The following is a 20,305-nucleotide window of genomic DNA, read 5'->3' on the forward strand; positions in this document are numbered from 1 at the left end:
CCTCCTCGCCAGCGGAGATATGATGGCCTTCGACATTGCGGTGAAGCGTGTCTATGAGCCGCCGGCGAAAGCCGACGGCCAGCGCGTGCTGGTCGACCGCGTCTGGCCGCGCGGCGTCGCCAAGAAGGACGCCGCGCTGACGCTCTGGCTGAAGGAGATCGCGCCGAGCGACGCGTTGCGCAAATGGTTCGGGCACGAGCCGGAGCGCTGGGTCGAGTTCCAGAAGCGGTACAGGGCGGAGCTTGACGCGAATGGCGAAGCGGTGGCGCAGCTGCGTGGCCTGTTGCGCGAAGGCAAGGTGACGCTGCTCTACGGCGCGCATGACGAGGCGCATAACAACGCGGTGGCGCTGGCGGGGTATTTGCGAGCCCAAGCATAATTATCGAGACGCGGCGTAAATAGTTAGCGCTGCTACTTTCCGCCCACCGCCTCGCCGTAAACCTCAGCCTTGAACCCCACCAAAACCCGATCTCCCACCTCCAGCACCGGCCGCTTGATCATCGTCGGCCTGGCGAGCATCAGCTTCTTGGCCTTCTTCTCGTCGAGCCCTTCCTTGTCCTTCTCGGGCAGCTCGCGAAAAGTCGTGCTGCCCTTGTTGAGCAGTTTTTCCCAGCCGACCTTGCCGACCCAGCCGTTGAGTTTGTCAGCCTCGATCCCCTCGGCCCGATAGTCATGAAAGCGATAGGGCACGTCATGGCTTTCCAGCCAGACGCGCGCCTTCTTGATCGTGTCGCAGGTGGTGATGCCATACATGGTGATGGTCAAGGCGGGCCTCTGTCGGGTGGGGTTTCGAATCCGACGAAACCCTATGCCTGCCCTGCCCGCTTTGCCAGCGTTTCGCAGTGACCAAAATGGCCGACCAGCTTGCGGACCACGGGAAGACGATTTGAGGCTTGCCTGGGCAGCGGCCGGAGCCCGGCCGCTGCGTGCAGTATCCGGCCTCAGCAGTATCAGTAGTAGAAGCGCTCTTCGCTGATCTTGCCGTTCTTGACCGTGTAGAGGCCGACCTCGTCCATCTTGACGCGTTCGCCGGTGGATTTGGGCGTCACGTCGAAGCTGAAGCGCAAGGCGAACTGGTCGCCATTGACATAGGGACCCTCGACCGAGCCACCGTGAACCTCATGGTTCGCTTCCCACCATTCGCCCTTCTGCTTGACGGCTTCCTTGCCGTTGCAGACGGCCATTGGGCCTTCCATCGCTTCGTAGCTGACGATGTCGTCGGCATTATATTTCGCGGCAGCGCCGTGGCTGTCGCCCCGCTTGAGAAGTTCGGTGAAATCCTTGGCAATGTCGGCAGTGGTCATGATTTCCTCCGGGGGTTGGACCAGACATCAAGTAGGAACCGATCGTTCGCCTGCCACTGGAGCGCCGCTCCGCAGGTGACAATTCGTGTCAGGATCGACGCGTCTGGAACTATGACGCGGCCATCAGCAGCCAGCGGTTGAATTCCCTGCAGCTCGTCAGGCCGCGCAGGCTGTGAATGAGGACGAACTCGCCCCTGTTCAGCTCTTTGATCAGAACAAAACAGGAACATCGACAAGAGTCAAGAGTGGACGATCTTCGCGTCTATGAGGTCAATAACACCCGCGCTCGGTCGCCAGCCGCCGCACCAGCGCCAGCACGCTGTCGATGGTCGGCGTCAGCTGGTCGGTGAGGCGTCCGAGTTCCTGCACTGCGGTGACCAGCGCATCGATCTCCATCGGGCGGCCGCGCTCGAGGTCCTGCAGCATGGAGGTCTTGTGCTCGCCGACATCGCCGGCGCCCTTGATGCGGCGGTCGACGGGGATAAGAAAGCGCACGCCGAGGCGCTCGCCGATCGCCTGCGCTTCCAGCATCATGGCGCGGGCGACGGCGCGCGTGCCTTCGTCGGCGACGATCGCCGCAAGCGTGCTGCCGGTCAGCGCCGAGATCGGGTTGAAGGAGAGGTTGCCCCAAAGCTTCACCCAGATCTCCGAGCGGATGTCCTCGCGCACCGGCGCCTGCAGCCCTGCCTTGACCATTTCGCGCGCCAGGGCGGTGGCTCGCTCGCTTTTCTCTCCCGACGGCTCGCCCAGCGAAAAGCGCGTGCCTTCGACATGTCGGATGAGGCCCGGCGCATCAACCTCGACGGCGGGATAGACGACGGAGCCGATGACGCGCTCAGGTCCGATGCGCTCCCAGATCGCACCACCCGGATCGACCGCGTCGAGCCGGGTTCCTTCGAGCGTGCCGCCTGCCTTGTGGAAATACCACCAGGGCACGCCGTTCTGCATGGTAACGACAGCTGTCCCCTCGCCCAGCAGCGGTGCTATCTGGTCAAGGGCCGGCGCCAGCGAATGCGCCTTCAGCGCCAGCACGACATAGTCCTGCACGCCGAGGTCCTCGGCGCGCGCAGCCGCCCTCACCCGCGCGACCGTCTCGTTGCCGTCCTCGATCAGGCGAAGGCCGTCGGCCTTGATCGCCTCCAGATGCGCGCCGCGCGCCACGATCGACAGATCGGCCGAGCCGGCGATCGCGAGCTTGGCAGCGAGATAGCCGCCGATGGCGCCGGCGCCAAAGACCGTAACGCGCATCAGCCGAGCCCGAGTTTTGCCGCGAGACCGATGCGCTGCAATTTGCCGGTGGCGCCCTTCGGAATCTCGTCCAGGATCACAACCTTGCGCGGCACCTTGAAATCGGCGAGCCGCGTCGCGGCAAAGCCGCGGATATCGGCCTCGCTGGCGCTCTGGCCTTCGCGCAGCACGATCGCCGAAGCCACCTCTTCGCCTAGCTTGTCATGCGGCATGGCGAAGGTGACGACCTGCGCCACCGCCGGATGATCCATCAGCACCTCGTCGACCTCGAGCGGCGAGATTTTTTCGCCGCCGCGATTGATGATCTCCTTCAACCGGCCGGTGACGCGCAGGTAATTGTCCTCGTCGAGCACACCCTGGTCGCCGGTGTGGAACCAGCCATGGGCGAAGGCGCTGGCATTGGCGTCCGGGTTCTTCTCATAGCCCGCGGTGACGTTCGGGCCGCGGATGACGATCTCGCCGACCTCGCCGGCTTCGAGCAGCCGCCCGTCCGGCGCCATGACGGCGACTTCCGGTCCGGCCGACGCGCCGACGCTGCCGGGCTTGCGCAGTCCAGGCGGCAGGCGATTGGACGCCATCTGATGCGCGGCCTCGGTCATGCCGTAGGATTCGATCACCGGACAGCCGAAGGTCGCCTCCAGCTCGGCCATGACCTGCGCCGGCAATGACGCCGAAGAAGAGCGGATGAAGCGCAATTTCGCCTCAGCGAGTTGCTCGGGATTGCGGGCGGCGCGCGGCAGGATCGCCTGGTGCATGGTGGGTACGGCGGTGTACCAGCTGGGCTTGGCTTCCGAGAGCCACTGGAAGAAACGCAGCGCGTTGAAGCCCGGCGTGCAGAAGACGCTGCCGCCGGCGGCGAGCGAAGAAAGCACCGCGGCGATCAGCCCATGGATGTGGAAGAGCGGCATGATGTTGAGGCAGCGATCCGCCGGCGTCAGGCCAAGCGTCGCGCCGATATGCGTTGCCGACGCCGCAAGATTGGCATGGCTGAGAGGCACCAGTTTCGGGCGCGACGTGGTGCCGGAGGTGTGGAGCAGCAGCGCTATATCGCCGTCCTCGGCCGATCCGGATGAAACCGGTGAACCAACCGGCTCGCCCTCGATCGTGAAAACACCGGCCGGGGAGCCTTCCGGCACGACCAAACGCAGCACCGGGATGCCGAGGCGTTCGGCGACTTCGACCGAAGGGCCCTGCTCGTCCTTGCCGACCAGGATCGCCTTGACGCCGATATCGGTCAGATAGAAATCGAGCTCGTCGGCTCGGTAGGCCGGATTGAGCGGCGCGGTGGACGCGGCCGCCGCCACAGCGATGAAGGCCGTGGCCATTTCGGGACCGTTCGGCAGCACGATGGCAACGCGGTCGCCACGACCGACGCCCAGCACGTTGAGCCGCGCCACGGTATCGCGGATCAGGTTGTGCAGTCCGCCATGGGAAAGAGCTGCGCGGTCGGGCGCCAGAATCGCCGGCGCATCTTCGGCGCCGGCGGCAAGGCGATAAGCGAGATCGATTTCTTCTGTTCCGGTCATGGTTCTCGACTATGTTGCGAACGATCGGCCGATGTCCAGCGCTGCTCAATATCCGAGCGCGAGGCCGTCCTTGCGCGGATCGGACGCGCCGGTCAGCGTGCCCTTTTCCCAATCGATGAGCACCGCCTGTCCGCCGCCCAACGGGTGATCGGGCTCCACAACGCGATGACCACGCCGGCGCAGGCTTTCAACGGCATCGGGATGCACGCTTCGTTCGGCTTCGACGACGTCGTGGTTATAGAAGACGCGTGCCGCGTCGATCGCCTGCTGCGGGTCCATGCCGAAGTCGATCATGTTGGTCACGACATGCACATGGCCGAAGGGCTGGTAGCCGCCGCCCATCACGCCGAAAGGCATGACCGCGCGGCCGGCTTTCGTCATCATGCCGGGCATGATCGTGTGCATCGGCCGCTTGCCGGGGGCTATCGCATTCGGATGCTTCGGATCGAGGCGGAAGCTGGAACCACGGTTCTGCAGCACGACGCCGGTCTTCGGGCCGACGACGCCGCTGCCGAAGGAATAATAGGTCGAGTTGATGAAGCTGACCGCGTTACGGTCGCGGTCAACGACGGAGATATAGACCGTGTCGCTGCCGGGCAGGTCGAGGCGCGGCAGATGGGTCATGGCGTGCTCGGGATCGATCGCCGCGCGCAAGCTGTCGGCATAGGCGCAGGAAAGCAGCGCCTGGACCGGCACGTCGACATGATCCTGGTCGGCGATGAACGCGTCGCGATCCTGGTAAGCGAGGCGCCCTGCCTCGATCTCCAGATGCAGACGCTCGGCACCCTCGGGATCGAGCCTGCCGAGGTCGAAGCCCGAAAGCACGTTCAGCATCAGAAGCGCGGTCAGGCCCTGGTTGTTCGGCGGCATCTGGTGGATGTCGTGACCGCGATAGGAGGTGCTGACCGGGGTTCGGTAATCGCCCTTGGTCGCGGCGAAGTCTTCCAGCTTGTGCAGCCCGCCGAGCGCGCGAAGCCGTCCGACCAGATCGTCCGCGACCGCGCCTTCATAGAAGCCGGCGCGGCCTTTCCTGGCGATGATGCGCAAGGTCTCCGCCAGTTCCGGCTGGCGATGGATGTCACCCGCCTTTGGCGGCTTGCCGCCCGGCAGGAAGATGTGCGTTGCCACCTCGTCGGCCGACAAGTCGGTCTCGGGGTCGTGCCAGTCGAAGGCGACGCGGTCGTGCACGACATAGCCTTCTTCGGCGTAACGAATGGCGGGAGCGAGCGCGTCGGCCAAGCCCTTGCGGCCATGATCCTCCAGCAGCCGGCACCAGGCATCGACGGCGCCGGGGATGGTGACCGCGTGCGGACCATGCAGCGGCAGCTCGTTGAACCCCTTGTCGAGGTACCACTCGACCGTTGCGGCGCCGGGCGCACGACCCGAGCCGTTGAAAGCGATCACCTCGCCCTGCCCTTTCGGGCAATAGAGCACAAAGCAATCGCCGCCGATGCCGGTCGACTGCGGCTCGACCACGGCCTGCACCGCGGCCGCGCAGACGGCGGCGTCCATGGCGTTGCCGCCGGAGCGCAGCATGTCGATGGCGGCAAGGGTGGAAAGCGGATGCGAGGTCGCGGCCATCGCCTCGGTGGCGCGGACCGGCGAGCGGCCGGGAAACTGGAAGTCACGCATGCTGTTTGAGGTATCCTTGAATCAACGTCCGCGGCCGAAAAGCTGGGCGGCGGACAACAAGACGATCGATAGCACGATCAGGCAAGTCGAAATGGCGGCAATCGTCGGATCGATCTGGTCGCGTAGCGCATTGAACATGCGCCGCGTCAGCGTCGTGGTCTCGCCGCCCGAGATGAACAGCGACACCACCACCTCGTCGAAAGATGTGATGAAGGCAAACAGCGCGCCCGAGACGATCGAGAATCTTATTTGCGGCATCGTCACCTGGAAGAAGGCGGAGAAGCGGCCAGCGCCGAGGCTGCGCGCCACCATCTCCTGGTTCATGTCATAGGAGCGCAGCCCCGACAGCACGGTAAGTACGACCAGCGGCAGCGCCTGCACGGTGTGCGCGATGACGAGGCCGGTCAGCGTGTTGTTGAGGCCGATGCGGGCATAGAGGAAGAAGGTGCCGATGCCGATCAGGATGACCGGAATGATCAGCGACGCGGTGAGCAGCGCGTTGATAGAACCGGTCAGCCGCAACGTGCGGGCGTTGATGGCATAGGCGGCCGCGGTGCCGAGCAGCGTCGCGACGATCGCCGTCATCACCGCTACCTTGACCGAGACGACGGTGGCGTCGCGCCATTCGAGGGAACCGAAATAGCTTTCGTACCAGCGCAGCGACCATTCCTGCGGCGGGAACTCCAAGAGCGAGGAGCCGGAGAAAGACATGATGACGATGATCAGCGACGGGGCGATCAGGAAGAGCATGACAAGGCCGCCGAGCGCGTAGAGCCAGAGGCGTTGCCGATGCGAGATCGGCAGGGCATTTTCCATGCTCATCGCTGGCTCCAGACTCCGGTGGCGCGGGTGCCGAGCAGCCAGTGGAAGAGGCCGAGCAGCGCCAGCGTGACGGCGAGCAGCACGACGCCAAGTGCCGCGCCCGCGCCCCAATTGGAATAAAGGCTGGTGGTCTGCTCCATGCGCATCGCCCACATGATCACCTTGCCGCCGCCCATCAGCGCCGGCGTGACGAAGAAGCCGAGGCAAAGCACGAAGACGATGACCAAGCCGGAAGCCAGGCCCGGCAGCGACAGCGGGAAGAAGATCTGCCGGAAGGTGGCAGCAGGGCTCGCGCCGAGATTCATGCTGGCGCGCAGGCAGTCGACGTCGATGGTCTTCATCGAGGCATAGAGCGGCAGCACCAGGAAGGGCAGCATGATGTGGGTCATGCCGATGACGACGCCGGCGAAATTGTTGGCGAGCGGCAGCGGCTGGCCGATGACGCCGAGATCCATCAGCCATGTGTTCACCAGCCCCTTGCGCTGCAGGATGACAAGCCAGGCGTAGGTGCGCACCAGCACCGAGGTCCAGAACGGCAGGATGACGAAGATCAGGCAGATGGAGGCCGCGCGGCGCGGCAGCTGCGACAGCATATAGGCCAAGGGATAGCCGAGCAGCACGCAGGCGCCGGTGACGGTGAAGGCCACCCTGAAGGTGGTGACGAAGGTCTTGATGTAGGACGCCTGCTCGAAGAAGCGCGCGTAATTGGCGGCGCTGAGCTGGCCGTTCTCGTCGAACAGCGAAAGCCAGAACAGCCAGCCGATCGGCACGATGATGACGGCGAAGACCAGGAAGAGCCCGGGCGACAGCAGCGCGAGCATGCCGCGCGCTTCCCGTCGCGCGTCGGCGTTGAGCGCATCGCCATTGAGCGCGTGATCGGGCCTACCGGCATGATTGAGACTGGCGGATGCGATGCTCATTGGTCGGCCACCAGCACGACGTCCTGCGCATCGATGCCGAGCGTGATCGGCTCGCCCGGCGCCGGCAATTTCGCCAGCACATCGGAGCGGCAATAGTCGCGCAACGTCACCTGCCGGCCGTCCTTGAGCGTCGCGTAGCAGACGAAGCTGTCGCCCTGATAGATGACGTCGCCGACGGTCGCCGGCAGCAGGTTGACGCCGCCGGCCTCGTCGGCATCGGCGACCAGGCGCAGCTTTTCCGGCCGCACCACCATCAGATGCCGGCCGGCGGACGGCGCGGCCGTGGTCATGCGAAGTTTCCTGTCCTCGTACCAGACACTGCCATTGCGGCTCTCGACGGGAACGAAGCTGGACTCACCGATGAAGCCGGCGACGAACTTGGTCCGCGGCCTGGCGTAAAGAACTTCCGGCTGATCGATCTGCTCGATGCGCCCGGCATTCATGACGGCGATGCGGTCCGACATGGTGATCGCCTCGCGCTGGTCGTGCGTGACGTAGACGGTCGTCATGCCGAGTCTACGATGCAGGTTGCGCAATTCGATCTGCATGTGCTCGCGCAGGCTTTTGTCGAGCGCCGACAGCGGCTCGTCCATCAAGACGATGCGCGGCTCGAAGACGATGGCGCGGGCCAGTGCCACGCGCTGGCGCTGGCCGCCGGAGAGCTGGTCGACACGGCGCTCGCCGAGGCCGTTCAACTGCACCAGGTCCAGCGCCCGTTCGACGCGTCCAGCCGTTTCGGCCGCCGAAACGCGGCGCTGCTTGAGCGGAAAGGCGATGTTGTGGAAAACGTTCATATGCGGGAACAGCGCATAGTTCTGGAACACCATGCCGATGTTGCGCTTGTGCGGCGGCATGGTGATGATCTCCTCGCCCCCGACCTTGATCGAGCCGGCATTGGCCCGCACGAAACCGGCCAGGATCATCAGCAGCGTCGTCTTTCCCGAGCCGGACGGCCCGAGCAGTGTCAGGAACTCGCCCGCCACGACATCGAGGCTGAGATCGCTGAGGATGGAGACAGCACCGAAGCGCTTCTCGATCCCGCTGATGCCGATGGGAAGCGCGGACTGCGCGAGAGACAAGAGCATCTCCTTCAACTCCGGATCATGTTTCGCGAAACGGTGTAGAGCGGCGCATTTTGCGCCGCTCCACACACGTTCGTCATTGCTGGATCAGGTTGTTGAATTTCTCCGTCGCCTCGACGAGCGTGTCGCGCCAGAAGGCGGGATCCTGCAGCACCTGCTTCTTGACGTTCTCGGGCGAGGAGTTGATGTCCTTGATGCGGTCCTGCGGGATCTTGCCGGTCTCGAAGGCCTTCTCGTTCGCCGGGCCGTTGTCGACATAAAGCGGCAGGTTGGCCTGAAGGTCGGGGCTGACGAATTTGGCCAGCGCCTTCATGGCGATGTCCTTGTTCTTCGAGCCCTTCGGGATGACCATGCAGTCGGCGGTGAGCACGCCCTGGTCGAAGGAGAAGCTGACCGGGGCGCCGCTCTTCTTCAGCGTGCCGGCGCGGCCGTTCCAGATGCTCGCCATATCGACCTCGCCGTCCTTGACGAGCTGCATGGCCTGCGCGCCTGAGGTCCACCAGGCGTCGATGTGACCCTTGACCTTGTCGACGGATTGCAGCGCGCCGTCGATGTCGACCGGATAGACCTTGTCGATCGGAATGCCCTTGGCCAAAGCGGCGACGCTCAACGTCTCCGTCGCTTGGCTGCCGGAGAGCGCGCGGCGGCCGGGGAATTTTTGCACATCCCAGAAATCGGCCCAGGTCTTCGGACCTTTGTCGCCGAAAACATCCGTGCGGTAGATCAGCACCACGGAGGTGTAGGAGATGCCGACCCAGTCGTCATGCACGAGCTTTGGGTTGATGCCGGTCCTGTCGATGACGCTGTAGTCGAGCTTCTCGAACAGGCCCTCCTTGGAACCGCGCGCGCATTCGTCGGCGCCGAGCTCGGTGATGTCCCATTTGACGGCATTGCCGGTGACCTGCAGGCGCACGTCATCGAGGCCGTTGGTGGTGTCCTGCTTGATAGTGATGCCAAGATCCTTGGCCGTCGGATCGAAGAAGGCCTTGGTCTGCGCTTCCTGATAAGTGCCGCCCCATGAGGCGACGGTGATGGTGTCGGCGGCCGACGCCGGAACGGCGGCCGATGCCAGCAGCCCGGCGATGGCCAGGCCATGAATGCAAAGTCTCTTCGTCATTTTCGCTTCTCCAACCGGTGTTCCCGTTATCGTTGATTTGGTATGCGAATTTGTATACAATTTTGAGTGTAATTCTCCGGGGGCTGATGTCAACATGGGGCTTCGGGATTTTTGGCGGCGGAGAAGCAGCGCGGTTCGGAGCGGCCGCGTGCGGCGACAGGGGTCTGTTCAAGCAGGCGCTAAAAGGCACTAGACTGCGATTCCGTGACTGACCGTTGGAGGCGGGACGCTTGAGCAAGGAGAAAAAGAACACGCTGCGCGACTCGGTGTTCGAGAAGCTGAAGGCGTTGATCATCACCGGCCAGATCCCGCCGGGCGGTCGCGTTACGGAAAACGAGATCGCCGAACGCCTGAAGGTCAGCCGCACGCCGGTGCGCGAGGCCTTCAATCGGCTCGAACGCGACGGCCTGGTGATCGGGCGGCCGCGCCAAGGCTATGTCGTGGCCGAATTCAACATCACCATGTTTCGCGAGGCCTTCGAAATCCGCGAAATGCTTGACGGGCGCGCGACCGAGCTGGCGGCAGCCAACGCGACCGCGGCCGACAAGGCGAAACTGCGCGAGATGCTTGCCGAATGCGAGCGGCTGGCGGCGATCCCGGACCGCAGCACGCGGGAGAAATTCGAGGAGCTGCAGGTCGGCATCGACCTGCACCGGGTGATCGCCGAAATCGGCGGCAACGAGATGCTTTACGGCATGCTCTGCGGCATCCTCGACAAATGCCAGCAATATGTCTGGGCGGAGCTTTTGTGGCTCGACGAATGGAAGCTCACCCGCGAGGAGCATGCCGGCATCGTCGATGCGATCTGCGCCGGCGACGTCGCTCTGGCCGGCGAGCTCGCTCGCGCGCATGTGCGCGCCTCGCGCGAGAACATCCTGCGGCTGTTGCAGGCGAAGTCCGACTATCAGGGATTCTTCGCCAAGGCCTCGTGAGGCCCGATCGCATTAGCTTGAAAGCACGGGGCAGTTGGCGCCGCGCCGCAGGCTGACATGCGCCACGTCGCCGACGCTGAACTGCGAACCGTCGGCGCGCCGCGGCGCGTCTATGACGATCGCAGTCCCCTGCCCGAGCTCGGCATGGAGGCGCAGCGTGCGGCCGTGGAAGACGACACCGCTGACCCGCGCCGGCACGGTGCCTTCGCCGGCTTCGCTGGCGGCGAGAAGATCTTCCGGGCGTACGCCGATGGTGCGGGTGTCGCCGGCGGCCGGCGTCTCGCCACTGTCTGAGGTTGCCTCCAGGGGCAGGTCGCCGGCGGCGAAGCGCAACCGCTCGCCGTCACGGCCCAGGAAGCGCGACTGCAACAGGTTCATCGTGCCGATGAAGGAGGCGACGAAGCGCGTCGCGGGCCGATCGTAGAGCATGGCCGGCGGCGCGATCTGCTCGATGTGGCCCTTGTTCATGACGACGATGCGGTCGGAGATCGACAGCGCCTCGGTCTGGTCGTGCGTGACCATGACGAAGGTGGTGCCGAGCCGCGATTGCAGCCGCTTCAATTCGACCTGCATTTGCTCGCGCAGATGCGCGTCGAGCGCCGACAGCGGCTCGTCGAGCAAAAGCACGCGCGGCTCGCAGACGATGGCGCGGGCCAAAGCGACGCGCTGGCGCTGGCCGCCGGAAAGCTCCGAGACGCGGGCGCGCAGCTTGTCGGCGAGGCCGACCATGTCGAGCGCGTCGCGGACCCGTTTCGCCTGCTCGGCGCCGCTCAGCTTGCGCAGCGAGAGGCCGAAACCGACATTGGCCGCGACATCCATGTGCGGGAACAGCGCGTAGTCCTGGAAGACGGTGTTGACCGGACGGTCGAAGGGCCTCAAGCCCGTGATGTCGCGGCCTTCGAGCAACACATTGCCGCCGGTCGGGCTCTCGAAGCCGGCGATGACGCGCAGGCTCGTCGTCTTGCCGCAGCCGGAGGGGCCAAGCAGCGTCAGGAATTCGCCCGGAGCGATATCGAGATCGACGGTGTCCAGACCGACCACGCCACCCGGAAAAACTTTCGAAACCTTCTGCAGTCTTACGAGCGCGTCAGGCGCCATCGCGCACCTCGGACGGTTTTGTCGTGTTGACCCAGAGGATCTGGCAGCGCTCCGCGCCGGGGTTGCGGAAGGCATGCAGCAGCGTGCTCTTGAAGGCGAAGCTGTCGCCGGCTTTCAGCACATAGGTCGTGGCGTCGACCACCAGCTCGACCTCGCCCGCCATGACGAAGCCGAATTCGTGGCCGGCATGGGCGTAGGCTTCCGCCGTGCCGCCGCCGGCCTCGACCGTGACCAGCATGCCGGTGAGCGTCGCCGCCGGCGGCGACAACAGCGCCTTGGCGATGCCTTCGGATTTCACCGGGATCTGCCGCCGCTTGTCGGCGCGCACGCAATAGAGGTCGTTCACCGCCTCGTTGCCGTCGGCGATCAGCGCCGACGGCTCGATGTCGAGCGCGGCTGCCAGCGGCCAGATCACCTTGACGCGCAGCGATGACATGCCGCGCTCGATCTGGCTCAGTGCGCCGATGGAGATGCCGGCCTTGGCGGCCAGGTCGGCGAGCGAGAGGTTACGCTCGAGCCTGAGCGCCCGCACGCGCCGGCCGACGCGGATGTCGGCATCGTCTTTCGGCTTTGCCGCCGCTTCATCGAAAGCATCCATGCAATGGTCCTCGTTTTCCTTTCCTTCTCCCCCTGTGGGAGAAGGTGGATCGGCGCGAAGCGCCGAGACGGATGAGGGGTGTTCCAGCGGAGTGAGACGTTGGCGTTCCCTGGAACACCCCTCATCCGGCCGCTGCGCGGCCACCTTCTCCCACAAGGGGAGAAGGTAAGGCGCCGCTCAGCCCCCCGCCTTCACCTTCTCGAACATCTTGGCCACATCGTCATTTTGCTTCATCGGGCCGGTGAAGATGGTGCTCTTCAGCATCACCTCCGGGTCCGCCGGCAGCTGCAGCTTGTCGAGTTCATCCTTCGACACGCCGGCGAAAGCGGTCGAGAGCGAGCTGCCATAGCCGTAGGACTGGATCAGGAACTTGCCCGAATCGGCGTCGAGCCGGCTGTTGATGAAGTCATAGGCGAGATCGACGTTCTTGGCATCCTTGAGCATGACGAAGCCGCAGGCCCAGGTGAGCATGCCTTCCTTCGGCTTCATGAACTCGACCGGCACGCCCTGCTTCTTGAGCGAGGTGGCGGACGCGTTCCAGGTCATGGCGGCGACCAGCTGGCCGCTGGCCAAAGCCTGCTCCACCGAGGTCATGTCGGTGGTGTAGCTCGACAACAGCGGCCGCTGCTCGCGCAGCTTTGCCGCCACCTTGTCCATCTGGTCCGGCGTCATGTCGAAGGGGTTCACGCCTGCCAGGAGAGCCGCAACGATCGGCGTGTCATGCACGGCGTCGATGGTCGCCATGCGGCCGGCATATTGCTTGTCCCACAGAAGATTCCAGCTCGCCTCCGGGTTCTTCACCAGATCGGTGCGGTAAAGGATCGAGGTGTTGCCCCAATCCCACGGCACCATCCACACCTTGCCGTCGCCTGCCTGCAGGTCGGGCAGGTTCTTGAACACCGGGAAGATCGAATCCCAATTCTTGATGCGCTTGGTGTCGATCGGCTGCAGCAGGCCTTCCTTGTTCCAGCGCGCCACCTTGTCGTAGCAGGGATGCGCAATGTCGGGCCGGAAGCCGGCCTTGACCTTGGTGAAGGCGTCATCATCGTCGCCGAAGATCGTCGCCTCGACGCCATCGGGATGCGCGGCAAGGAAGCTCTTGTTAAAGTCGGGCAATTCATAGCCCGACCAGGTGAAATATTGCAGCTTGTCGGCGGCAAAAGCGACCGTCGACGACAGCGCCACGGCCAGAGCCGCGAGACCCGCCAGGGCTTTGCGGCCGATGATCGATTTCAGGTGGACAGTCATTTTCGTTCTCCTCTTCTTTGTTGTGCTTCAGGCTGGATTGCGGCGCGCGGCGCCGAGGCCGCGATGGCGCAGGATTTCGGCGGTTCCGGCGATGATGAAGGACGCGGTGAGGATCACCGTGCCCAGCGCCATCACGGTCGGCAGCGAGCGCGGGAAGCGCAGCTGGCTCCAGATGTAGAGCGGCAGCGTCGGCTCGGTGCCGGCGAGGAAGAAGACGACGATGAACTCGTCGAAGGAAATCAGAAAAGAAAGCATGAACGCCGACAGCACGGCAGGCGCGCTCAGCGGCAGCATGACACGCCGGAATGTCGTCCAGTCGGAAGCGCCAAGGTCGAGCGCCGCCTCGCGAATGGTTTTCGGAATGGCGGCGAAGCGGCTGCGCATCACCACCACGGTCGTCGGCAGCGCGACGAGGATATGGCCGAGCACGATCGAGATGCGCGACGGGCCGAGGCCGATCAGATTGACCAGGATCAAAAGCGAAATGCCGACGATGACGCCGGGGATCAGGATCGGCAGCCGGGCGATGGCGCTGATGGCGGAGGCAAGCGGCGAGCGGCCATAGAGATCCATATAGGAAACGGTAATGCCGCAGAGCGTCGCGCCCAAAGCGGCAATGAGGCCGATGACCAGGCTGTTGGCCAAGGCGCCGGAGAGCGCCGGATTGCCGTAGAGCGTGCGGTACCAGTCGAGCGTAAAGCCCTGCAGCGGAAACGCCGCCTGGATGGAGTTGTTGAAGGAAAACAGCGGGATCAAAAGCACCGGCAGATAGAGGAAGACGAGATAGGCGAGCACGTAAAGGCCGAGCCAGCGGCCGTCGCTGTTGGTGTTGGCCCGCGCGCTCATGTGCGGCTGCCGAACCGGCGGTCGGCGCCGCGCGCGACCAGCACCACGCACAGGATGACCAGCATCACGCAGACCGAAAGGGCGGCGCCGAACGGCCAGTCATTGGCCTTGCCGAACTGCGACTGGATCAGCGTGCCGATCATGGTGCTGGCCGGACCGCCGACCATGGCCGGCGTGACATAGTCGCCGACCGTCGGCACGAAGACGACGAGCGCGGCGGCCAGCACGCCCGGCATCGAATTGGGCAGCACGACGCGACGGAAGCTGGTGAAGGGCCGCGCGCCGAGATCGGAGGCGGCTTCGAGCAGCGATTTCGGGATCGTGTCCAGCGCCACATAGATCGGCAGGATGGCGAAGGGCGCGTAGGCGTGGGCGAGCGTCACGACCACCGCGGCCGGCGTGTTGAGGAAGGCAAGCGTCGGCTCCTTCCAAAGGCCGCTTTCGATGAAAGTCGAATTCAGCACGCCGTTATAGGCAAGCACGATCTTCCAGGCAAAGACGCGCAAGAGGTAGCTGGTCCAGAAGGGCAGCGTGACCAGGAAGAGCAAAAGGTTGCGGCGGCGGCCGGCATGGAAGGCGAGGTAGTAAGCAACAGGATAGGCGGTAACGACTGTCGCCAGCGTCACCAGGCCGGCAATGACCAGCGAGCGCAGCGTCACCGTCCAGTAGAGCGGATCGGTGGCGACGGTGAGGAAATTCTCTGCCGTCAGGCCGACGCCGAGCAGCGAGCCGTCATTGCCCCTGAAGGCGAGGAAGACCACAAGGCCAAGCGCGAAGAGGATCAGGAAGAATGTGACCAGCCCGCCCGGCAGCAGCATGGCGAAGCGGAAGACCGGCGAGATGCGGTTTTCCGGCAAGGACCGCGCTGCAACGATGGTCGACGACATCGAACTGCCCATCGGAATTCTGAAATCGCCTAATGATTTTTCATATTCGTGAAACTGTCAAGCTGAATCGCTTGTGCGCTGCACGCGTTTGGCTCATCGTTCGAATGCGTCGAGCATCCGGTACCAGGTGATGGCCGCGGCAACGCCGACCTGGCGGAAGGCGTGGAACGGGATCGCCCGGATCGGCGACAGCGGGAACGGCAGTTGCCTGGCATCGCCGCTGGCAAGATAGTTCGCCATGCGCTTGCCGAGCGCGCTCATCAGGCCGACGCCCCTGCCCTGACAGCCGACAACCGCGATCAGGCCCTTTTCCGGTTCATGCAGATGCGGCAGGTGATCCGGCGTCAGCGCCACGCGGCCGAACCAGCGCTTTTCGATGGCGATGCCGGCAAGCGCCGGATAGAGGCGGGTGAGCGCGCGTTCGAGATGCGCCCAGTCGGCCGCGCTTGAGGGCAGCGCCATGCGACCGCGGCCGCCCAGCACCATCCGGCCATCTGGACTCCGGCGGTAGTAGACGAGGATGCGACGGGAATCGGAAACGGCCTGGCCGCCGGGCAGGATGCTCGCGGCAAGCTCCGCCGGCAGCGGCGCGGTGGCGATCTGGAAGGAATGCAGCGGCACGATTGTTTGCGCAAGGCCGCGCAGCAGGCCGTCCGTATAGGCGTTCGTGGCGAGCACGACCGACTTGGCGCGCAATTCGGCGCCGCTCTGCGTCGCAACCCGCCAGACCCCGGTCTCCTTGGCAAGCCTCACCACCCGCTGCTGCTCGGCGATCTCGGCGCCGGCGGCCGAGGCGACGCGGGCCAGTTCGAGCGTATAGGACAGCGGATCGATGATGCCGGCGCGGCGGTCGAGCCAGCCGCCGAGATAGCCCCTCGCGCCGGTCATCGCCGCGATCTCGGCCTGGTCGAGCAGCTTGACGTCGGCGCCGCGCGAGCGCCATTGACGATCGCGGTTGGCCGCCGCCTTCAGCGCGGTCTCGGTGTGCGCCGCCTGGATCCAGCCGTTGCGCGTGAACGGCACTGCCAGCTTCTCGTCGCGGATCACATCGAACACGGCATCGGCCGTCGAGGTGGCGAAGTCGACCAGGGCTTCGCCGCGCTCCTTGCCGAAATGTCCGATTAGCCATTCAGGGTCATATTTGAGGCCGGGAATGACCTGGCCGCCATTGAGGCCCGAAGCACCCTGCCCGATCGCGCCGGCATCCAACACCTGGACCGAGAGACCGGCGCGCGCCGCATGCAAGGCCGTCGACAGGCCCATAATGCCGCCGCCGACGATGATCGCGTCCAACGTGCCGCCGAATGACAGTTCGGACCGGAACGCCGGCGCCGTTCGGGGTTTTTGCCAGACCGGATCGGAGAAGGCTGCGGGCAAAGATCACCTCGGCGCTTGGAACTGCGTGAAAATTCTATTGTCGATTTCACGGATTTGAAAGAGCGTTTCGATGGGCCAGATCACCGGCGGCTGTGAGACAAGCCCATTGGCCCCATGGACCACACCATCAACGGGATAGACGTTTGGGCAAAATCCGGGGAAAGTGCCGCCCGCAAGATTGAGAGGACAGCGCCATGACCGATCCAACCCGCCTGCCCGCCGAAGGACTTTTCGTCGGCCGCGCCAGAACCAGCGAAGCCGCCCACCCGCTGGTGGTGACGGCGCGGAACGGCGAAGTGATCGATATCACCTCGAGCGCGGCGCCGACGGTGCGCGACCTTTGCGAGCTGAAGGATCCGGCCGACTATCTGCGTTCTGCCAAGGGCAAGGCGATCGGCGCGCTTGCCGTTATCGCGGCGAACAGTTTTGAGGCCACACGTGACGCAAAGAAACCCATCCTGCTGTCGCCCGTCGACCTGCAGGCAGTGAAAGCCTCCGGCGTCACCTTCGTGGTCAGCCTGCTCGAACGCGTCATCGAGGAGCAGGCGCGCGGCTCGGCGGAGAAGGCCGACGCCATCCGCGCCGACATCGTCGGGCTGATCGGGAACGATTTGTCGAAGCTCAAGCCGGGCTCGCCGGAAGCGATGGAGATCAAGGCCAAGCTGATCTCGCGCGGCGCCTGGTCGCAATATCTGGAAGTGGGCATCGGCCCGGATGCCGAGATCTTCACCAAATGCCAGCCGATGGCGTCCGTCGGCTTCGGCGCCGATGTCGGGCTGCACCCGGTCTCCACCTGGAACAATCCGGAACCCGAGATCGCCATGATCGCCGACAGTTCGGGCCGCATCGTCGGCGCCACGCTCGGCAACGACGTCAATCTGCGCGATGTCGAGGGGCGCTCGGCGCTGCTTCTGGGCAAGGCAAAGGACAACAATGCCTCGGCGTCGCTCGGGCCTTTCATCCGGCTGTTCGACGAGACGTTTTCCATCGCCGACGTGAAGCGCGCCACGGTGCGGCTCAGCGTCGAGGGCGAGGACGGCTTCTCACTGGAAGGCGCCAGCTCGATGGCCGAAATCAGCCGCTCGCCGGAAGAACTGGTCAAGGCGGCGATGGGGCCGCATCATCAATATCCCGACGGGCTGGCGCTTTATCTCGGCACCATGTTCGTGCCGTCGAAGGATCGCGGCGAGAAGGGCAAGGGATTCACCCACAAGGTCGGCGACATCGTCACCATCTCGTCGGAAAAGCTCGGCGCGCTCACCAACCGCGTGCGCCTGTCGCCGGATTGTCCGCATTGGACCTACGGCGCCAGCCACCTGATGCGCGACCTGGCCAAGGCGGGCCTTATCTAACGCCGCACCCAAAGGGCCATTGCCTGGAGGTCATCCGGGCGGCGCATGAGCCGATGGCGCCGCTTGCCCGCGAAAATCATCGCTGCTGATGCAATCTGATGGGATTGCTGATGGCGCGCGCGCCTCGCTCAACATCCATTGGCGATGGAGGCTTGCCAGCGCCGGAAAAAGAGAATGCTCTAGACGTTCCGGTCGGCGCCGGCAGGAGACGCGGTCCAAGGCCGCGTCGCGCCGATCCAGGAGGAGAGTTTCAACATGGGAGGAATCAAATGCTTACGCGGCTAAGACTGCTCGTGCTTGGCTTGATCGCGCTCGTCGCCATTCCGGCGATGGCTGAGGCCAAGACGTTCTACTGGATTTCACATGGCGGCCCGGCCGACCCGGTCTGGACCTATTTCCTGGCCGGCGCCAAGCAATGGGCAAGCGACACCGGCAACAAGGTCAACACGTCGTTCCACAATGGCGACGTTGCCTCGCAGCAGGAGGCGATCCGCGCCGCCATCTCGGCCAAGGCCGACGGCATCGTCACCACCAGCCCCGATCCGGGCAGCCTGATCGAGCTGGCCAAGGAAGCGCGCGCGGCCAACATCCCGATCATCAACTTCAACACGCCCGACCCGAAAGCCAACTTCAACGCCTATGTGGGCGGCGACAACGTCACCTTCGGCAAGCACTGGGCGCAATACCTGGTCGATAAGGGCCTGGTGAAGAAAGGCGACTTCGTCTGGATGCCGGTCGAGGTCCCCGGCGCCACCTATGGCGTGCAGGAAGAGGAAGGCATCAAGAGCGTGTTCGGGCCGGCAGGCATCACCTATGAGATCACCGAAGCCACGCTCGACCAGGCCGAAGTGATCAGCCGCATGGCCGACTACCTCACCGCGCACAAGGGCAAGGTGAAGGCGATCATCGGCCTCGGCGACCTCGTCACCGGCTCGATCAAGCGCGTGTTCGACCAGGTCGGCGTCAAGGCGGGCGAGATACCGGTCGTCGGCTGGGGCAACTCGCTCGACACCACCCAGGAAGTGCTGAACGGCTACGTCAACGCCGCGCAGTGGCAGGACCCGCAGGCGACCAGCTATGTGGCGCTGTCGCTGGCCAACATGGCCGCCAGCGGCATCCCCCCGGGCTTCAACGTCATCACCGGCGCGCTCTATGAGAAGGACACGGCCGGCGTCTACGACAAGATCCTGTCCGGCAAATAAGTCACCGCGCGATTGACCAGCGCCGCGCTTTCCACCTGAGGCGCGGCGCTGGATGCTACCGCCGCCGGAGGCGCCGCCATACGCGGCGCGTAACCGGCCAGTTTTCAATCATGTCGCGGGTATTTCGTGGAAAATCGTTCCTTCATCCAGCGCCTGATCGGCAGGTCGGAATTCGGCCCCCTTGTCCTGCTCGTCGTCGAGCTGGTCGTGTTCTGGGCCATCAATCCGGACTTCCTCTCGCCGCAGAACATCTCCAACATCCTGGCCTTCACCGTCGAGCTCGGCCTGATCGCGCTGGCGATGACGCTGCTGATGACATCGGGTGAATTCGACCTTTCCGTCGGCTCGCTGTTCGGCTTCTCGCCGGTCTTGATGTGGACGCTCTACAACAGCGGCGTCACCTCGCTGGAGGTGGGCCTGCTGATCGCGCTGATCGTTGCCGCGCTGATCGGGCTGGTGAATGGCTGGTTCGTCACCCGGCTCAAGATCCCGTCCTTCCTGGTGACGCTCGGCATGCTGCTGGTCGTGCGCGGCACGGCGCTGTTCGTCACCGACGGTTTTCCGCAGCGGACCTGGAGCGCGGAAGGCAGCTGGCTGGCGAACATCCTGGTCGGCGATTTCTATGTCGGGCCGTTCCGCATCTATGCCTCGCTGTTCTGGTTCATTGGTGCTGCGATCGTCCTCGGCTATGTGCTGACGCAAAGCCGGACCGGCAACTGGATCCAGGCCGCCGGCGGCAATCCCAACGCAGCCCGCGCACGCGGCGTCAACGTCAACCGCGTCAAGGTCGGCCTGTTCATCCTGTCGGCGGTGATGGCCTCGCTCGCCGGCGTGATCTCGTCGCTGCGCACCTCCGCGGCCAACCCCAACAGCGGCACCGGCTACGAGCTCGAGGTCATCGCCATGGTGGTGATCGGCGGCACGGCGCTGACCGGCGGTCGCGGCACCATCATCGGCACGGTGCTCGGCATCCTGATCCTGCGCGTGATGCGCAACGGCATCGTGCTGATCGGCGTGCCGGGGCTGGCCTACAACATCTTCATCGGCGCGATCATCCTCGGCATGATGGCGCTGCATTCATGGCTCGAACGCCGGCACCAGGCAGGGACCTAAG

20 protein-coding genes are annotated in these 20,305 nt (G+C 64.7%); 5 read left to right on the forward strand and 15 right to left on the reverse strand.

Translation table 11 applies throughout. The features are described from left to right. Positions 1-22: 22 nt before the first annotated feature. Positions 23-379: a DUF488 domain-containing protein gene (locus tag DPM35_RS03835; RefSeq protein ID WP_112125962.1), complete on the forward strand. Its 357-nt coding sequence runs from the start codon at positions 23-25 to the stop codon at positions 377-379. Between the two features lie 32 nt (positions 380-411). Here DPM35_RS03835 and DPM35_RS03840 read toward each other — a convergent pair whose 3' ends face one another. The 9 genes from DPM35_RS03840 to DPM35_RS03880 form a co-directional block, all read right to left on the reverse strand. Continuing rightward, positions 412-765 carry an ArsC family reductase gene (locus DPM35_RS03840; protein ID WP_112125963.1) on the reverse strand — a complete coding sequence of 118 codons (354 nt, stop codon included), beginning with the start codon at positions 763-765 and terminating at the stop codon, positions 412-414. A gap of 185 nt (positions 766-950) precedes the next feature. After that, positions 951-1,304: a nuclear transport factor 2 family protein gene (locus tag DPM35_RS03845; RefSeq protein WP_112125964.1), complete on the reverse strand. Its 354-nt coding sequence runs from the start codon at positions 1,302-1,304 to the stop codon at positions 951-953. Between the two features lie 270 nt (positions 1,305-1,574). Then, positions 1,575-2,552 (reverse strand): 2-dehydropantoate 2-reductase, encoded by a 978-nt coding sequence (locus DPM35_RS03850; RefSeq protein ID WP_112125965.1) that lies wholly within the window; start codon positions 2,550-2,552, stop codon positions 1,575-1,577. Beyond that, positions 2,552-4,078, reverse strand: coding sequence for an acyl--CoA ligase (locus DPM35_RS03855; protein WP_112125966.1), 1,527 nt, complete (start codon positions 4,076-4,078; stop codon positions 2,552-2,554). The genes DPM35_RS03850 and DPM35_RS03855 overlap by 1 nt, the downstream gene beginning before the upstream one ends. Before the next feature lie 45 nt (positions 4,079-4,123). Then, a complete protein-coding gene (gene ggt, locus DPM35_RS03860; RefSeq protein ID WP_112125967.1) occupies positions 4,124-5,710 on the reverse strand; it encodes a gamma-glutamyltransferase in 1,587 nt (528 codons plus the stop codon). A 21-nt stretch (positions 5,711-5,731) separates the two neighbouring features. After that, complete coding sequence (locus tag DPM35_RS03865; protein ID WP_112125968.1) at positions 5,732-6,532, reverse strand: ABC transporter permease; 801 nt, start codon at positions 6,530-6,532, stop codon at positions 5,732-5,734. Then, positions 6,529-7,452: an ABC transporter permease gene (locus tag DPM35_RS03870; RefSeq protein ID WP_112125969.1), complete on the reverse strand. Its 924-nt coding sequence runs from the start codon at positions 7,450-7,452 to the stop codon at positions 6,529-6,531. Before DPM35_RS03870 ends, DPM35_RS03865 begins: the two co-directional genes overlap by 4 nt. Then, complete coding sequence (locus DPM35_RS03875; RefSeq protein ID WP_112126234.1) at positions 7,449-8,531, reverse strand: ABC transporter ATP-binding protein; 1,083 nt, start codon at positions 8,529-8,531, stop codon at positions 7,449-7,451. The genes DPM35_RS03870 and DPM35_RS03875 overlap by 4 nt, the downstream gene beginning before the upstream one ends. Before the next feature lie 79 nt (positions 8,532-8,610). Beyond that, entirely contained in the window at positions 8,611-9,651 is a 1,041-nt protein-coding gene (locus DPM35_RS03880) for an ABC transporter substrate-binding protein (RefSeq protein ID WP_112125970.1), read from the reverse strand. Between the two features lie 230 nt (positions 9,652-9,881). Between DPM35_RS03880 and DPM35_RS03885 the strand changes: the two genes are divergently transcribed. Continuing rightward, positions 9,882-10,583, forward strand: coding sequence for a GntR family transcriptional regulator (locus DPM35_RS03885; protein WP_181591907.1), 702 nt, complete (start codon positions 9,882-9,884; stop codon positions 10,581-10,583). Positions 10,584-10,595: 12 nt separating this feature from the next. Here DPM35_RS03885 and DPM35_RS03890 read toward each other — a convergent pair whose 3' ends face one another. The 6 genes from DPM35_RS03890 to DPM35_RS03915 form a co-directional block, all read right to left on the reverse strand. Next, positions 10,596-11,681 (reverse strand): ABC transporter ATP-binding protein, encoded by a 1,086-nt coding sequence (locus tag DPM35_RS03890; protein WP_112125972.1) that lies wholly within the window; start codon positions 11,679-11,681, stop codon positions 10,596-10,598. Further along, the gene (locus tag DPM35_RS03895; protein WP_112125973.1) at positions 11,671-12,279 is read right to left on the reverse strand and encodes a cupin domain-containing protein; all 609 of its coding nucleotides are present in this window, start codon (positions 12,277-12,279) and stop codon (positions 11,671-11,673) included. The genes DPM35_RS03890 and DPM35_RS03895 overlap by 11 nt, the downstream gene beginning before the upstream one ends. Positions 12,280-12,456: 177 nt before the next feature. Next, a complete protein-coding gene (locus DPM35_RS03900) occupies positions 12,457-13,527 on the reverse strand; it encodes an ABC transporter substrate-binding protein (protein ID WP_112125974.1) in 1,071 nt (356 codons plus the stop codon). 27 nt (positions 13,528-13,554) lie between these two features. Further along, positions 13,555-14,373, reverse strand: a complete 819-nt coding sequence (locus DPM35_RS03905; protein WP_112125975.1) for an ABC transporter permease — start codon at positions 14,371-14,373, stop codon at positions 13,555-13,557. Further along, positions 14,370-15,260, reverse strand: a complete 891-nt coding sequence (locus DPM35_RS03910) for an ABC transporter permease (RefSeq protein ID WP_112126235.1) — start codon at positions 15,258-15,260, stop codon at positions 14,370-14,372. The genes DPM35_RS03905 and DPM35_RS03910 overlap by 4 nt, the downstream gene beginning before the upstream one ends. Before the next feature lie 93 nt (positions 15,261-15,353). After that, a complete protein-coding gene (locus DPM35_RS03915) occupies positions 15,354-16,637 on the reverse strand; it encodes an NAD(P)/FAD-dependent oxidoreductase (protein ID WP_112125976.1) in 1,284 nt (427 codons plus the stop codon). Positions 16,638-16,831: 194 nt separating this feature from the next. Here DPM35_RS03915 and DPM35_RS03920 point away from each other — a divergent pair, with 194 nt between their 5' ends. From DPM35_RS03920 to DPM35_RS03930, 3 genes are all read left to right on the forward strand, one after another. Further along, positions 16,832-17,989 carry a fumarylacetoacetate hydrolase family protein gene (locus DPM35_RS03920; protein WP_112125977.1) on the forward strand — a complete coding sequence of 386 codons (1,158 nt, stop codon included), beginning with the start codon at positions 16,832-16,834 and terminating at the stop codon, positions 17,987-17,989. A 269-nt stretch (positions 17,990-18,258) separates the two neighbouring features. After that, entirely contained in the window at positions 18,259-19,191 is a 933-nt protein-coding gene (locus DPM35_RS03925) for a sugar ABC transporter substrate-binding protein (RefSeq protein ID WP_112125978.1), read from the forward strand. A 126-nt stretch (positions 19,192-19,317) separates the two neighbouring features. Then, on the forward strand, positions 19,318-20,304 hold the full coding sequence (locus DPM35_RS03930) for an ABC transporter permease (RefSeq protein ID WP_112125979.1): 987 nt from the start codon (positions 19,318-19,320) through the stop codon (positions 20,302-20,304). Position 20,305 lies beyond the last annotated feature (1 nt).

The sequence above is a fragment of the Mesorhizobium atlanticum genome, assembly GCF_003289965.1.
GTDB classification, from domain to species: Bacteria; Pseudomonadota; Alphaproteobacteria; order Rhizobiales; family Rhizobiaceae; genus Mesorhizobium; species Mesorhizobium atlanticum.

Coding starts and splice junctions, on each gene's coding strand:
- DPM35_RS03835 (WP_112125962.1), top strand. CDS start 23: ATGGCCTTCGACATTGCGGTGAAGCGTGTCTATGAGCCGCCGGCGAAA.
- DPM35_RS03845 (WP_112125964.1), bottom strand. CDS start 1,304: ATGACCACTGCCGACATTGCCAAGGATTTCACCGAACTTCTCAAGCGG.
- DPM35_RS03850 (WP_112125965.1), bottom strand. CDS start 2,552: ATGCGCGTTACGGTCTTTGGCGCCGGCGCCATCGGCGGCTATCTCGCT.
- DPM35_RS03855 (WP_112125966.1), bottom strand. CDS start 4,078: ATGACCGGAACAGAAGAAATCGATCTCGCTTATCGCCTTGCCGCCGGC.
- ggt (WP_112125967.1), bottom strand. CDS start 5,710: ATGCGTGACTTCCAGTTTCCCGGCCGCTCGCCGGTCCGCGCCACCGAG.
- DPM35_RS03865 (WP_112125968.1), bottom strand. CDS start 6,532: ATGAGCATGGAAAATGCCCTGCCGATCTCGCATCGGCAACGCCTCTGG.
- DPM35_RS03870 (WP_112125969.1), bottom strand. CDS start 7,452: ATGAGCATCGCATCCGCCAGTCTCAATCATGCCGGTAGGCCCGATCAC.
- DPM35_RS03880 (WP_112125970.1), bottom strand. CDS start 9,651: ATGACGAAGAGACTTTGCATTCATGGCCTGGCCATCGCCGGGCTGCTG.
- DPM35_RS03890 (WP_112125972.1), bottom strand. CDS start 11,681: ATGGCGCCTGACGCGCTCGTAAGACTGCAGAAGGTTTCGAAAGTTTTT.
- DPM35_RS03895 (WP_112125973.1), bottom strand. CDS start 12,279: ATGGATGCTTTCGATGAAGCGGCGGCAAAGCCGAAAGACGATGCCGAC.
- DPM35_RS03900 (WP_112125974.1), bottom strand. CDS start 13,527: ATGACTGTCCACCTGAAATCGATCATCGGCCGCAAAGCCCTGGCGGGT.
- DPM35_RS03905 (WP_112125975.1), bottom strand. CDS start 14,373: ATGAGCGCGCGGGCCAACACCAACAGCGACGGCCGCTGGCTCGGCCTT.
- DPM35_RS03910 (WP_112126235.1), bottom strand. CDS start 15,260: ATGTCGTCGACCATCGTTGCAGCGCGGTCCTTGCCGGAAAACCGCATC.
- DPM35_RS03920 (WP_112125977.1), top strand. CDS start 16,832: ATGACCGATCCAACCCGCCTGCCCGCCGAAGGACTTTTCGTCGGCCGC.
- DPM35_RS03925 (WP_112125978.1), top strand. CDS start 18,259: ATGCTTACGCGGCTAAGACTGCTCGTGCTTGGCTTGATCGCGCTCGTC.